Raw genomic sequence first — 14,603 nt, 5'->3', positions numbered from 1 at the left:
GTCACATTATAGCCGCACTAGGTGATTCCACGCAACCTTTCTGGAGAGAGTCGTTACGATGCCTATTCCTCGATCGATTGACGCAGCGAAATCACAGCGTTCTTGCCGCGGCGAAGAATGAATCGCTTCGGCTCCCAATCAACCTGGGAAGTCGGAGATCCGGTGAACTCAAACGACACTTCGAACTCGCCCGCGCGATACCACCGGGGGACGGCGAGCGTGGTTGCGTTGAGCTCGACGGACTCAACCCGTTCGCCATCGCGAAGAACCGTAAGAACTCCGCTAACGGGGGTGCCAAGGATCGACGTATCTGGCTTGATCGAGACGTAACCACCGTCGGTGTACGACCAAAGCGTGGCGCCAGCGATCACGAGGCCGATCGACAAGAACAGGACAATCCCAATGAACACACCGATCATTCGATTGATTTGCCCCGCTTCAGCGAACGCTTGGGCTCGAGGCACCTCGTTGATTCCTTCAGCGGTTCGTTCTGTTACCGGTTGGTCTACGAACGAAATCGCTGGCGTTTTTTTCGTTAGCGATCGGCGCACTTTCGGGGCATGGCTCAACTGAATCCGACGGAGGTCATGCCCTCTGGCAAATGGAGCCAGCGATTCAGCGACCTCCGCCATGGACGCAGGGCATCGACCAGGGGAGCCAGTCATCATTCGTTCGATATGGTCGGACAAGTCCGATGGCACGTCCAGTGCTTCCGCTTCCCATTTGACTTCGCCTTGCAAATCGGGAACCGATCCAGTCAAGGCATACGCAAGAAAATGCCCCAACGAAATGATGTCAGTTCGTTCGTCAACGCCAATTGGACAAGGTATTAAACCAAGGTCCAAAATCCGAATCAAAGGACAGCCCAAAGGATCCGATGTAAGGACAATGTTGGCCGCATGAAGCCTACCGTGAATGAGTGATTGTTGATGTGCTTCGGCCATGACGCATGCAACCTGCCGACCGATCTCGCAAACATCGGGGACCTCGAGGGGAAAGTCTTGAATCAGTGTTTCCAGATCGACTCCGTCGACCCACTCGGTCACGACAAACCGATCTCCGTTGACGAAACCGACGTCCAGTACGGTGGCCAACGACGGATGCTCAAGGGCCGCCAGTTTCTTGATGTCGAGGTCGAATCGAAAGGCGGTCACAGGATCGCCGATCAATCTTTCCGGAAGGATGCAAACGGCAACGTCTTTTTGCAATCGATGGTGAGTTGCCAGGTAGATTGCCTTGGACCCATCGTCGCCGAGTAATTGACGTAGTTGGTAACCGTTTATTTCAGGAAACGTGAAGGGCCTCAATTCGCTGTTTGTCGCCGCCCCGACCGAGATCCCGTTCGACATGCTAGTGGCCGTTAGGTTTCGATCGATGGCAACATTCACATCAGCGTCATGTTCTTCCGCCCTGGCGGACGCGAGCTGTGCCCCAACCCGGCGGATCTCTTGATCGAGTTGTTCGCAAGTAACTTGGCATACTTCACAACGATCGGCATCTTCGAGACGCGATTCACTCGCGGTCATCAAGCAAGTCAGTAGGCACTGTTTGAAGTTCGATTGCCCGCAATTGGCATGTCGTTCATGAGCCATGGAACGAATTCACGTCATTCTCTTTCTCGGCGAAGTACTCCTGCAACAGACGGTGTCCGAAGATGTGGGCACCGCCTGCCCGACGAAGTAAACCGAGGCGGGTCGAGTGTTTCATAAACTCAGAAAGATTTCGGGGAAGCATACCATCGATGCTCAACACGATTCGGGACAGCGAATGAACGAGCAGGTCCAATCCGCCAAAGCACAAAGCCATATAGAACGAGGCATAAACACATCCGCCTGACATCAACATCGCCCTTTCCCAAAGCGAAAATTCAAGCGTGTTCTCAGGCAACGATAGCCAATACTGCAGGTCGAACATTCCGACCACGAAAACGGCGAGCATCGAAAAACAACCTGCGATCAAGAGGTTGCGAAAATAGATGCGGACACTTTGATCGGCCGAGGTTTTCTCTCGGCTCAAACGAGGCACCAATCCTCCGGCGACCAAGCCAACCGAACTGAATGCAAGAGGCCAAGTCACGCTTACGCACCATTCCTCTTCGTTTTGCCAAAAATAGGGAAACCAGGCCGGGGGCTCTTCCAAAAGATAAAGCGAATACAAGACCGCGTAGGTCGCATAAACACAAAAACCCACCGCATAACCGACGGCCCAACCTTGGAACGTTCCCGAGGCAGAAATGCCCAACGATTGCGCCACATCGACGTCGACGGTGACTCGTTTACGACGCCCCAATATGCCGACCGACGCGCCGGTCAGCACGCCCAGGAGCACGTTCGCAACGGTCCATCCGGTCGTCCAGACCCCGGTAACACCACCAACGATCGGCCAAAGCATCCAAAGAGCCCAATAAACGAGCGTTTTCGCCAAACCGCTGAAAGAACGTTTCCACCAACCTTGGGGCAATCGACTGGAGAAGACGAAAAGGTCCAAGAAGCAAACTTGCGTCCACCACACCGGCAATTGCAGCATGAGCCATAGCAAGGAATGCAGCGGTGTGGATTCTGCGGTATCCATGATGGGCATCAACCGATACCAAAAATACATGGTAACGACGCCCGATACGGTTCCCAGGCTGAGCCCCAAAGCGAGCAAATAACTCAGACGTTGGGAAATCGTCGGCAACCAATCCGCTTGAATTTCGCCGACCTGAAACATGGTCATGTTTCGCGTCTGCATCTGTTTGGCAATCCACGACAACCAAGAAAGCGTTTCGTCCTTCGTGAACCTTGCCGTGGATGATTTTTCTCCACGAAAGGCTTCGTCAATGTAGGTATTGAAAAGATGTTCGCGGGCACTCTCAATGGTGCCGAAACTTTCCATCGACTCCTTGCTGGTGTTATCGAAGCTCACCTTCATCATGTTGAGCATGAGTGGTGAACTTGCCAGTTCTAATAACGAGGGGTGTTTCGCCAAGGCGGTCATCAATGCCCCTCGTTCGCCGGTCGACCCCGAGATCGATGCCGCGATCTGTTCGGCGGTCAACGGTTGAAGACGAATCGCATCGTGCAAGCGAAGTCGATGTCCGATTGCGACGTAGTCGCTGTACCGTGAACAAACAACCAATCCCGACGGTGTCGACTGCGCCATGAACTGGTTGATCGATTCGATACAAGCACGTTGATCGGCGGGGCGAACTTCATCGAGACCGTCGAGTAACAAGATGAGTCGATTCTCATCAATGAATTCTTGTCCGATTCGTTTGGGAATCTGATACTTGGCGATCAGTTCATTGATGATCCATTGTTCCAAGGAACCGATCCGAGGCGACCACGATGAAAGATGCAACAGCACAGGGACGGTTGAAAACCGACTCCGTGCCGACTGAGTCAGCAAAGACTCCGTCAGCTCCAGCATGGTCGTTGATTTTCCCGCGCCCGCGTCTCCCAAGATCAGCAGCGACCGTTCGGCGTGCTTGAACAAACGATCGATCGAATCTTGAGTATCGACTCCTCGCAGCGGGTTTTCGGCAATCCCATCCCAAGGGCTGTCAACGCATTCGCTGACGACTTCACGGTTGATCGAAAAAAGATGGGTATGATCTTTCGTCCGGCCGAGCACCCCGTCGATCCAAATGCGACGGACGCGTTGGTGCAGGATCTCGATGTTGCTCGACTCGGCATCGAAGCTGATTTCCGATTGATCCGCATCATCCATGCGAGGACCTACCAGTTTCTCGATCAAATCGAAGGCACTTGCTTCCTCACGACTCCTTTGACCGGTGTCGACGGATCGCTGCCGAAGGCTGTGATCCAGAAGCGTGTCCAATTGATGGGACTGAGAGAACGGCGCAAGGATCTCGATCACTTCGGATAGATCCTGAGGTCGCTGCCCTGGTTCGGATGCGAGCATGCGTGCGATCAGCGAGGTGAGTTCCGCCGGAAGATCCGGAGCCTTGTCCTTGAAATCAGGAACCACACCGGACATCAACGCCATCAGCAACTGGGTGTGAGTTTCAAACTGCTCTTTCGAATAGGGCGGCGTCCCGCACAGAAGTCGGTAGAGCGTGGCACCAAGTGAATAGATATCGGCGCGATGATCGACCGACCGAGTATTGCGGGCCTGTTCGACGGACATATAACGAAACGTTCCGATCGCCATGCCTTCGCCGGTTAATCGATCGTCTTCCGGTTCCGCTTGAATGAGCGCGAGTCCCAAGTCCATGATCTTGACGCAGACTCGATTGACCGAATCGCGACAGAGCATCAGGTTGGAGGGCTTGATGTCGCGGTGGATTAGCCCTTGATCGTGAACGTACTTCAACCCGATCGCGGTTTGCCGAATAACCTCGCAGGCATCCGCCAAATCGAGCGTGCCCGACTCACCGGTCACTTCATCCAAATCGACTCCACGAAGCAACTCCATGGAGAGAAACGTTACGTCTTGGAATTCACCAGCGTCCAACGCGCGAACGATGTTGGGATGATCGAGTCTTCCGACGGCGCGCAACTCGCGATCAAATCTCGCCAGGGCCACTTCGCTAGTCAGGGCGCGCTGACGGATCAGCTTCAACGCCACTTCCTTGCCGAGCTTCAGATGTCGGGCTCGGAAAACGGTTCCCATGCCTCCCTGGCCCAGGAACTCCAGAACCTCGTAATTTCCGACGGTTTGTCCGATGGATCGGCGGTTTTTTCGCTGATCCGATGAAACCTGGATCGTTTTCGTCAGTGGCGAGACTCCACTTCCCTCAGTGAAGAGTTTGGAGCCCATCTCGTGGGAAATCGCGTCGTCCGAAGTGACTTCGAGCGACTCGTCAATACGATCGACGATCGGATCACCGTCGCCACGTTTCGGATCATTCAATGTATCAATGGTCCTGAAGGAATCATGGGGACTTGGACAGACTGATAGCTTACACCATCACCCCGATTTGGGTAAGCTAATACCGCTACACGTCCGTTGAAACGCTCTTTTTTGACTTGCTCGGCTGGTTCGAATGCCCTCATCCAACTCACCGTCCGACTATTCGACCTCCTTCGGATTGCTCGAGGACATGAAACGGGGTAAGTCGGACAGTTGGCACCAATTCGTTCATTTGTACACGCCGCTGATTCACTACTGGTGTCGTAAGGCGGGGCTGCAACAGAGTGACGTGGTGGATGTCACCCAAGAGGTATTTCGAGCGGTCTGTGTCGGATTCGACCGGGCGAATTTCGGTCGGGAAGGTGACAGTTTTCGGGGTTGGTTGTGGACGATCACCCGCAACGCCATCGCGGGTCATTTCAAGCGTCTCAATGAAACCATTCAAGCGCGCGGTGGGTCATCGGCGAATGGATTTTTGGCGCAGGTCCCGGACTGGATCAACGACGACGAGGTTATCATCGACGAGACCGCCGAAGGCGAAGTCGTTCGTCGTGCGGCCGAGATCATTAAAGGTGATTTCGAACCACACACTTGGCAAGCATTCTGGCTGTCGGCAGTCGAAGACATGCCCGTCGACGAGATCAGCAAACGCCTCAACATGACGACCGGTGCGATCCGCCAAGCCAAGTTTCGCGTACTTGCAAGATTGCGTGATTTCATCGGTCTGTAACGGGCTGTTGAACTAACGCGTAGCCCGACGCCACTGCGTGTTGATTTAATCGTAACCCGCTGCGTAAGCGAGGGATGAGTCCATATCAATGATCCCTCGCTTACGCAGCGGGTTACGAAGAAAGTGCAAGCTCAAAACTCACGCGTCGGGTTTTGGTGCCGAGTAATTCACCAGCCGCTTGCGCCGAGACCCCATCATGGCAACCCCAAAGATCACCAAAACCCCGAGCGTGCCGGGCTCCGGTACCGCGATGGCGTTGTTGACCGTGAACAAGCCGTCCATCACGGTGGTGAACGAAGAGATGTCCACCATTCCGCCCGTGTTGGCCGTGCCGCGTTTGGCATCGACCAAGGTTAAATCCAACGCAAATGTGCCGCTATCTACCGAACCTTTTAACAGGAAATCAACCGACATCAAGCGTTTGGTTTGACCGCTTATGACGGTGTACTCGGTATTGTTTGATGCCGCTCCGAGTGAGTACAGATTGGTGTTGTGGGACAGATCGATTATCGGAGCTTGGGTGAACGCGAAATCCGCTTCTCCGGCGTTGGAATAGCTTAAATCTGTGCCGGGATCGTTTAATCGAAACGTGAATCCGGAAAACACCGACGGGCCTGCCAAACCATCGTGCGTCACTAAAACATCAATCGTGAAGACTTGGTCGCTGCCGTTACTTTGTACGGTCGTTTGGCTGGGATCGAATTGAATCACGAACGCCGCGTCCGCAGAACCGGCCGGCATCCAAGCCATCAAGATCGTAGCGAAGCTAACAACGCACGCAGCCAACGTAGGCTGGGTCGCAGCCGCTTCGGCGGAGACCCGGCAATTCCAACGAGAACGCGCCGATTGAAACAGCCTGCCGGGTGTGCGGCGAAGCGCCTTCACCCAGCCTACGGGAGAACAAGCCAACATCCACGCCATCAAAATCGCAGCGAAGCTAACAACACACGCACCCAACGTAGGCTGGGTCGCAGCCGCTTCGGCGGAGACCCGGCAATTCCAACGAGAACGCGCCGATTGAAACAGCCTGCCGGGTGTGCGGCGAAGCGCCTTCACCCAGCCTACGGGAGAACCGGCCAACATCCACGCCATCAAAATCGCACCGAAGCTAACAACCCCCGCAGCCAGCGTAGGCTGGGTCGCAGCCGCTTCGGCGGAGACCCGGCAATTCGAACGTGAACGCGATGATTGGAAAGGCCTGCCGGGTGTGCGGCGAAGCGCCTTCACCCAGCCTACGGGAGAACCGGCCAGCATCCAAGCCATCAAGATCGTAGCAAAGCTAACAACGCACGCAGCCAACGTAGGCTGGGTCGCAGCCGCTTCGGCGGAGACCCGGCAATTCCAACGTGAACGCGCCGATTGAAACAGCTTGCCGGGTGTGCGGCGAAGCGCCTTCACCCAGCCTACGGGAGAACCGGCCGGCATCCACACCATCAAAATCGCAGCGAAGCTAACAACGCACGCAGCCAACGTAGGCTGGGTCGCAGCCGCTTCGGCGGAGACCCGGCAATTCCAATGAGAACGCGCCGATTGAAACAGCATGCCGGGTGTGCGGCGAAGCGCCTTCACCCAGCCTACGGGAGAACAAGCCAGCATCCACGCCATCAAGACCGCTGCGAAGCTAACAACGCACGCACCCAACGTAGGCTGGGTCGCAGCCGCTTCGGCGGAGACCCGGCAATTCCAACGAGTACGCGATGATTGAAACAGCCTGCCGGGTGTGCGGCGAAGCGCCTTCACCCAGCCTACGGGAGAACAAGCCAACATCCACACCATCAAGGTTGTGGCGAAGCTAACAACGCACGCACCCAACGTAGGCTGGGTCGCAGCCGCTTCGGCGGAGACCCGGCAATTCCAACGAGTACGCGCCGATTGAAACAGCCTGCCGGGTGTGCGGCGAAGCGCCTTCACCCAGCCTACGGGAGAACCGGCCAACATCCAAGCCATCAAGATCGCAGCGAAGCTAACAACCCACGCAGCCAGCGTAGGCTGGGTCGCAGCCGCTTCGGCGGAGACCCGGCAATTCCAACGAGTACGCGCCGATTGAAACAGCATGCCGGGTGTGCGGCGAAGCGCCTTCACCCAGCCTACGGGGGCGAAATCATTCATGACAACTCTCCGTCGAGGAACCAATCCGCGAGCGCTTCGTCCACCATCGATGCTTGCGATTCGTTCGGTTCAGAGTCTGGTAACTCCACCCAATCCAACGCCTCGCTCTCGCTCGCGGTGATCGCACCACCGGTCTTCAACATCGGTTCGGACCACAAATCCGCCTCCGTCACGTCACGCGTCGCTGCAAACAACATCGGTTCCGCTGGCGTGTCCACGATCATCAACGCCGTATCAGCGATCACATTGATCGCGGAGGCACTAATAGTCGGGGTACGATTAGTGAGGACGCCAATCGGTTCGGACTCGGCGATCAACGACTCTTCGCCGCCGGGGGCGATCCGGTTGAGTTCATTGATCACCCGCAATGCATCCAATGCCGTCAAGTTCCCGTCACCCGACGTGTCGTAGAACTCCAGACCGAACACAGCCAACAACGCCGGATCGACCAACGTCACTTCTTCGCCGGCGATGTCTTCGTTGTCGTTGAGCCGATTGATAATCTTCAACGCATCAAGGGCCGAGACATTTCCAGACGCGTCGACGTCGTACGGGTTCAACGGGTTGGTCCAATTCATCCCCGTGATTTGCAAGATCGTGTCTTCGAATCTTGCGATCACGTGCAAGGTTCCGTTGCCGACCCGAGTGCTGGTGATCTCAAACGGATCCGTCACGAGCACTCGGTCGTTCGGTTCAGCCGTCACCATCAATGTCTTGGAACCTGGTGACATCGTTCGAATCACCTCGGCATTGACGATCAAGTCGTTGGCTCCAAAGCCGGATAGGTCGATAATCTCGACCGATTGAAGGGGTCCGTTTGCAAGACGGCTGACCAAGTCGATCGTTTGTCCTTCGCTTGGTGGAATCAGACGGTCGATTCCTCCCTTGCCGTCGACCGAGACATTCAACTCGGATGAATCGGACAGCGAGATCGTGTCGTTGAGCGAGGAGCCGCTCACCGTGATCGCTTGTCCGAGCGGTTGCGATTCCAATTCCACGCCGTTGATGGATAACGTTTGTTGAGAACCCGCAGTCACCAACGAAAGGCTGTTGACGATCAGTGCATTCGAGCCGGCCACTCCGCTAGGCAAGCTCAACGCGAAGTTGTCGCTGAAGGCTTGCAGGTCGCCGATCGTGACCAAGCCGTCACCGTTGACGTCGGCGCGGATGTTGTAGTTGGCGTCTCCCGGTTCGCTGAAGTAAGCCGCGTCGTAAATCGACAGTTCGGCTTCGTTGATGATACCGTTGCCGTCGAGGTCGCCCGGCAAGACGCTGAAGTTCAGCGTGTATCCGCCGGTGATGGTTAGCTGGTAACGGTCCCGGCCGAGCGGTTGACTCAGTCCCAGGGTGACGAGTTGATTGGCAGCGTCGTAAGTGAACGAGCTAATTCTTCCCGAGTAATCCGTCGTGTTGACACCCGCCAACCCGAAATTGCTTTGCTGCAGGGACGCTCCATCGCCATCGGCGAACTGGCTATGCAAGGTATCGAGGACTTCGGATGAAAACGCGGGGGAATCGACGGTAGCGGCCGTGACGTCAAATCCACGCGAATTGACAGAATCCACGTGGGAGGCGACGAAGCTCGGCCAAGCACTGGCGGCCAGATTCACTGCGGTAACGTTGGGTGCCGAAGCGGCTCGTTCCACAGCAGTCAGAATGACGGATTTGCCGATGTAGTTGACCCGCAGATCCACGTCGCCGAAGGGAAGTACGGCACCTTCGGGGGCATTGGTGAACGTCCCGACGATCGAATTTTGAACAGTCAAAATCGTGAAGGTATCGCCGATCGAAGCTTCAAAATTGTTGAACGGTAAGATGATCAACTCGCCTTCCAACAGTACCGAACCACTGGAGTTGATTTGATCGTGGCTGTCGTTGGTGAATCCCGGCGAGGTGCCACCGATCTCGATTTCAACGTCATTTAATCGGACGTTGCCGATGTTGCTGATGCTGGGACTGAGTCCAGGGGCGAACGTGCCGGAGACGAAGACAAAGTCGAACGAGCCGATGCCTTTGACGTATCCGGTCAATTCCAACTCTTGACCGAAGAACACACCCGACATGGCTCCGTTGTTGAATACCGCCTGAAAGACGCTATCAGGAGAATCAATCGTACCGATCCCCGAGACGTTGTCCCCCGCGTCAATCAAGACGCCGTTGGCGGCGACGATGGTGCCTTCATCCAAAGTGGTTAGTGTTCCCAATTGGACTTGGTTGCTATCGAGCAGCGTGACCGTGTGACTGCCGATACTCAGCGTTCCACCGGTGACAAAGCCAGCCGGACTTGAGTCATCGCCGAGCGACAAGCTTCCTGTCGCGGTGATGGTCGAACCGGGCAATGCGGAGATGGCGGCGTTGATCGTTCCATGAGCCTGCAGGATCTCGTCGGCACCGAGCGACAGAGCACTACTCGACTGGATCGTGCCTCCGGCCAGGGACGTCAGATCGCCGAGGTTGATCGGTGTGTCGACGTCAAGAATCAACGTTGCCGAACCGATCGCGACGTCGCCTTGGAAAACCATCCGCTGCAGATCACGCAGTTCCATCGGTTCGATACTGGTGAAGCGGATCGTTGTCGATTCGGATCCCTCGCTCATCTGCAAGCTGGCGTTGCCCAGTCCGTTGTTGCTGGAGACGAAACGCCCACTCGTTTCGGCGCGGTCGCCCAGCACAACCAATCGATCATCGCTGCCACTTCCGGCATTGAAGACAAGGTCGCCGGGCAAATCGAAGAAGCCGCCGGAGGCATAGTCGACAGTCATTTGTTCGATGACGGTATCGGAACCCGTGATGGTGATCGAGTTGGTCGCCGCGAGCGACTGGGAAACAAGAATCGTTCCGCCGGCGGTGTTGTTGACGACTTGGATGTCGTTACCGCTGCGACGAACGGTGACGTCCGTCGAGTTGTTGGCCGGTAGATTGATCACCAGGTTCGGGTTGATCGGCGCGGCTAGGACCTGAATCGCGAAGACCTGGGTCAGCGTTCCCGCAGTGCCGTTGTCGGCGGTCACTTCGACCAAATGTCCTTGGCCGGCGACCAACAAGGATGGGTCTTTGACTTGAAGCAACGAGCCTATCAGCTCGAAACGGCCGCCCGCGTCGTTGGTCAGTGTCAGTGTGCTGGAATCGCCACTATCGATATCGATGGTCGAGAAACTTCCCACGATCGTCGCGGTTGTCGCCGCCGTATTGACGCGAGTGCCCGATAAACGGACACCGGTCGGCAAGTCGTTCTTGCCGATAATGTCGATCGTCACGTTTGCCGTCGAGATCGCACCCTCACGATCGGCGATGGTGTAAGTGAATGAATCTTGAGCGGTCACTCCCGCCATGAGTGAGTCATATGCCCCGTCGGGATCGTACTCGTACTCACCATCAGCCTTCACTCGTAGCAATGCCCCCGATGGCAAACGAAATTGAACACCGACCTTATCGGGTTCGCCGTTGACTCCGCTGACCGTGAACGATCCGTCGAGATCGGAATCGTTTCCGAGCAAGCGTCCCGAAGTGGTCGGTGGTATCGTCCCTAAGTCCAAACTGCCGACATCATCATTTGCCACGGGAGCGTCATTGCCGCCTTCAATGGTAATGGTCAACGCCGAGGGATCGACTGCCGAAAACTCATCCGAAACGGTGTAGTTGAATACTTCCGTCACCCGTTGATCGGCGGTCAGTCGTTGGGCTGCCGGCCCGAGCGTGTAAGTAAACGTACCGTTTGAGTTCCAGTCCAGCGTTCCGTAGGAGCCGATGACCTGAGCCCCGGCGGTTTGACCGGCGAACTGAGTGACCGACAGCGACGAACCGTCATCTACATCGGTGTCATTAAACAGGACGTTGCCGGTTACGCTTCCCGCATTTTCGTCCGTGAAGACTCGGTCACCAAAGGCACGTGGGGCATCATTCACCCCCGTTACGGCGATCGTCACGACGCCCACGTCTTGCGCCCCCGCTTCATCCGTCACGATATATTCAAACGTGTCGGTGGTCGACGCGCCGTTCGCTAAACTCGCGAGGACGGTTGAGAACTCGGGACGATACGTCACCTTCCCATCGGTGCCGAGTGAAACTCGAGCGCCCTGGGCCGACGTCGCATCGACCGAGAAAATGGACAAGACGTCCAAAGTGCCAGCATCGGTGTCGTTGCTCGTCAGAACGAGTGACTCCAGCGGACTGTTCTCGTCTGTGCTGAAGTCGTCGTTCACCGCATCGGGTGCGAGGTTATCGATCACAATCAAAACGGGTACCGTGCTGAAGACACTCGGGTCATCGAAGTCGGTCACGGTCAGCGTTGCGGAATAGTTCCCGTCTTGTTCATAGATGTGAGATTCGGCAAGCCCGTAACCGGCAAAGTCGATGTCGCTCGATTCGTAGAGTCGAAACGCCGCGATCTCACCTTGGAAGTTTGAAAACGGGTTGTCGGCATAACCACCGGTACTCGAACCGCCGCGACTTCCAAGACCCGCGTCAGCACCGTCGGACCAATTGCTGAGCTGACCTTCGGTGTCCGCGACATCCACCAACTCCCCGTCTAAATACAGTCGTATTTGATCAGCCTGTTTGTCCCAAATGGCAACTACTTGTACAAACTCGTCCACAGTCGGAATGACCGGCGATCGAAGTTCAAACAGTGGATTGCTGGATCCATCTCTTACGGATAACAGAACTCGGTAGCCGCCACTGACTCCTTCGGTCGCAATTGACAGACCAGTGAGACCGCCGGTTTCCATCAATAGTTCGTTCCCCGTCAGATTGCTGGGGCGAAACACGATCTCGATCGCAGCGGAATTATCCGTCGGTCGACCAGGTAACGAGTACAACGTCGCAAGCGAACCGCCACCGGATCCAGTGAACACATATGCGTGCGTAATCCCTCGACCACTGCTTACATCGGTGTCGAGCGTTGCTCCGGTCAGATCGGAATCGAGCGCACCGCCTTCCCAAACCAATGGAGTCGCGTCATCGGCATTGGTCGCATCAAAATTCAAGGTCGCGATGCCAGGCAACGAAACAAAACTCTGAACGATCCCCGTCGAGATGGGCGTCCCATCTCCCCAGTCCACCGAGTAGCGGTGGCGGTCATGGATGCCCGAGTCAAGGACGCTGGCAACCAGGTTGAACGGTGTGTTTTCGAAGCCAGCGACACCATTGGTCGCGATCACAGGCACCGCGTCTTGGACGGCGACGACCTTGTCCTGCGCGACACGAACAAACGGAATCGACAGCGAGGTGTCCGTTACCGACACGCCGATGGTGTAGTTACCATCAGCCGTGGCACGAATGGTCAACGTTTCGGCATTTTCGGTGGCGATCATCTCGAACGTATCGGGCACGATGTTCCATGCGACCGCGCGAGTTGCGGTGTCATCGACTACGGGCAAACCCGCGATCGAGAATGTCATCAACTCACCTTCGAGAGCCGATCCGGACGGCCCGATGATCGAAATCGGTGGGGCAGCCTCCACGTTGAAGTTAACCACCTCACTGTGCGACAGTTCGGGCGTCCCGTTCGCAAAGACGTCGCGGATGGTCAAGGTGGCCGTGTAGGTTCCCGTCGCGACCGGCAAGAACTGAAGCGATTGCGAGGTCCCCGTGGCAACCGGGTTACCGGCGAACGACACCTCCCAAACGTAATGACGGGTCACCGAGTCATCGATTCCACGCAGTTGTCCGGCAGGTGCCAGCAAGCTCGATTGCTCGGACGTTAGATTAACAACGCTGCCGGCGACAGGGGTGGTTGCCAGAGCCGTGATGACCGCCGTCGGTGCGACGTCGAACGACTCGCTTATAGTCGTGATTCCTTCATCGGAATCCGTCACCGAAAGCGTGACGGTGTACTGTCCTGCGTAAAGAGGCGTGAAATCAAATTCTTCATCGCTTGAAGACAAGATTTCCTGGCCGTTGTTGGTTGTCACTTCCCATAGGTAGGTGAACGTGTCCAACGATCCGGCGTCGACGACATCTCTCGCATTGAGGGCGATCGGCGTGCCGATGGTTAACGGACTCGATACCTCGGAATTCAAACTGTTGATCACCGGCGCGACATTGCCGACAACAATTTCCGTGACGTTGCGGTCGAACCCGCCGTCGCCATCTGACGCGGTGACGGTCAACGTGTAAGTGCCGTTGTCCGTAAGAACGAATGAGTTTCTCAACGCGATTGGTGTGTCCGACGTCGGTATCGCTGTATTGCTGATCGCGTGATGGGCATTTCGACTGCGATCTTGAGGCAAACCGCCGACAAAATTTTCGAAGTCGTACCAAACACTTAGGCTCGAATCGTCCGCATCGATGCGTCCCACGCTAGCGGCACGGATTTCATCAGCAGTTAAAACACGATTCCATATCGCAAGATCATCAATCGCCCCTCTTAAAGCCTGCTGCGGATCAAATCCACCTCCGATACTGTCCTGGTCCTGACCGACAAACAGTCCGCCGGGGAGGATGCTCATCGAACCAGAGGAATGCGTCACGGTACCTTGGGTCACCCCGTCGATGAACAGCTCATATACATCGCCGGAGAGTGTGCGAGTCAATGCGATGTGATGGTAAACGCCATCGTTGATCGGAGAAATTGTCCACGTCCTCGTTTGACTCCCGCGAAGGATTCTCATTTCGGTCGGCGTTGTTAAATCGAACAGGAAGTGATTAGGTCCTGATCCTGAATCACTTGACGCCCCGCTTAGAAACGTTTGTTGTTGAGAAGAGCTTGTCTTGAACCAGAACGCGTTCGTGAGATCTTCCGCGCCATCAAGCACCGTGTTAGGCAATTCGAGCAACTGATCGTCAAACGCGAGAGCTTGTTGCGTTGTCGGAGTGTCGTTTGTCCAGTTGATCGGCGAAGGCGGAACAGGTGCCGCCACCGCGTGATCGAACACGCGAACATCATCGATACGGCCTTGGAAAAAAT

Annotated in this window: 5 protein-coding genes (1 of these 5 only partly in view); 1 reads left to right on the top strand and 4 read right to left on the bottom strand. The window is 56.0% G+C overall.

Translation table 11 applies throughout. From position 1 onward, the window contains the following. Positions 1–62: 62 nt before the first annotated feature. Entirely contained in the window at positions 63–1,592 is a 1,530-nt protein-coding gene (locus tag Pla100_RS13665; protein ID WP_146578269.1) for a serine/threonine protein kinase, read from the bottom strand. Beyond that, positions 1,582–4,857: a protein kinase domain-containing protein gene (locus Pla100_RS13660; protein ID WP_146578268.1), complete on the bottom strand. Its 3,276-nt coding sequence runs from the start codon at positions 4,855–4,857 to the stop codon at positions 1,582–1,584. The genes Pla100_RS13665 and Pla100_RS13660 overlap by 11 nt, the downstream gene beginning before the upstream one ends. Positions 4,858–4,990: 133 nt before the next feature. Between Pla100_RS13660 and Pla100_RS13655 the strand changes: the two genes are divergently transcribed. Then, complete coding sequence (locus Pla100_RS13655; protein ID WP_146578267.1) at positions 4,991–5,587, top strand: RNA polymerase sigma factor; 597 nt, start codon at positions 4,991–4,993, stop codon at positions 5,585–5,587. A 138-nt stretch (positions 5,588–5,725) separates the two neighbouring features. Here Pla100_RS13655 and Pla100_RS13650 read toward each other — a convergent pair whose 3' ends face one another. Together Pla100_RS13650 and Pla100_RS13645 are read right to left on the bottom strand one after the other, a co-directional pair. After that, positions 5,726–7,696: a hypothetical protein gene (locus Pla100_RS13650; RefSeq protein WP_146578266.1), complete on the bottom strand. Its 1,971-nt coding sequence runs from the start codon at positions 7,694–7,696 to the stop codon at positions 5,726–5,728. Then, on the bottom strand, positions 7,693–14,603 hold the end of the coding sequence (locus Pla100_RS13645) for a LamG-like jellyroll fold domain-containing protein (protein WP_197167922.1). The gene runs 20,533 nt beyond the window's last position; the window shows 6,911 of its 27,444 coding nt (coding positions 20,534–27,444); the start codon falls outside the window, past its right edge; its stop codon occupies positions 7,693–7,695. Before Pla100_RS13645 ends, Pla100_RS13650 begins: the two co-directional genes overlap by 4 nt.

This window comes from Neorhodopirellula pilleata, from assembly GCF_007859915.1.
Lineage (GTDB): Bacteria > Planctomycetota > Planctomycetia > Pirellulales > Pirellulaceae > Rhodopirellula > Rhodopirellula pilleata.
This window is presented reverse-complemented; position numbering and strand designations above follow the sequence as displayed.

Excerpts from the sequence above, each read along its gene's own strand:
- Pla100_RS13655 (WP_146578267.1), top strand. The coding sequence starts at position 4,991 with ATGCCCTCATCCAACTCACCGTCCGACTATTCGACCTCCTTCGGATTG.
- Pla100_RS13665 (WP_146578269.1), bottom strand. The coding sequence starts at position 1,592 with ATGGCTCATGAACGACATGCCAATTGCGGGCAATCGAACTTCAAACAG.
- Pla100_RS13650 (WP_146578266.1), bottom strand. The coding sequence starts at position 7,696 with ATGAATGATTTCGCCCCCGTAGGCTGGGTGAAGGCGCTTCGCCGCACA.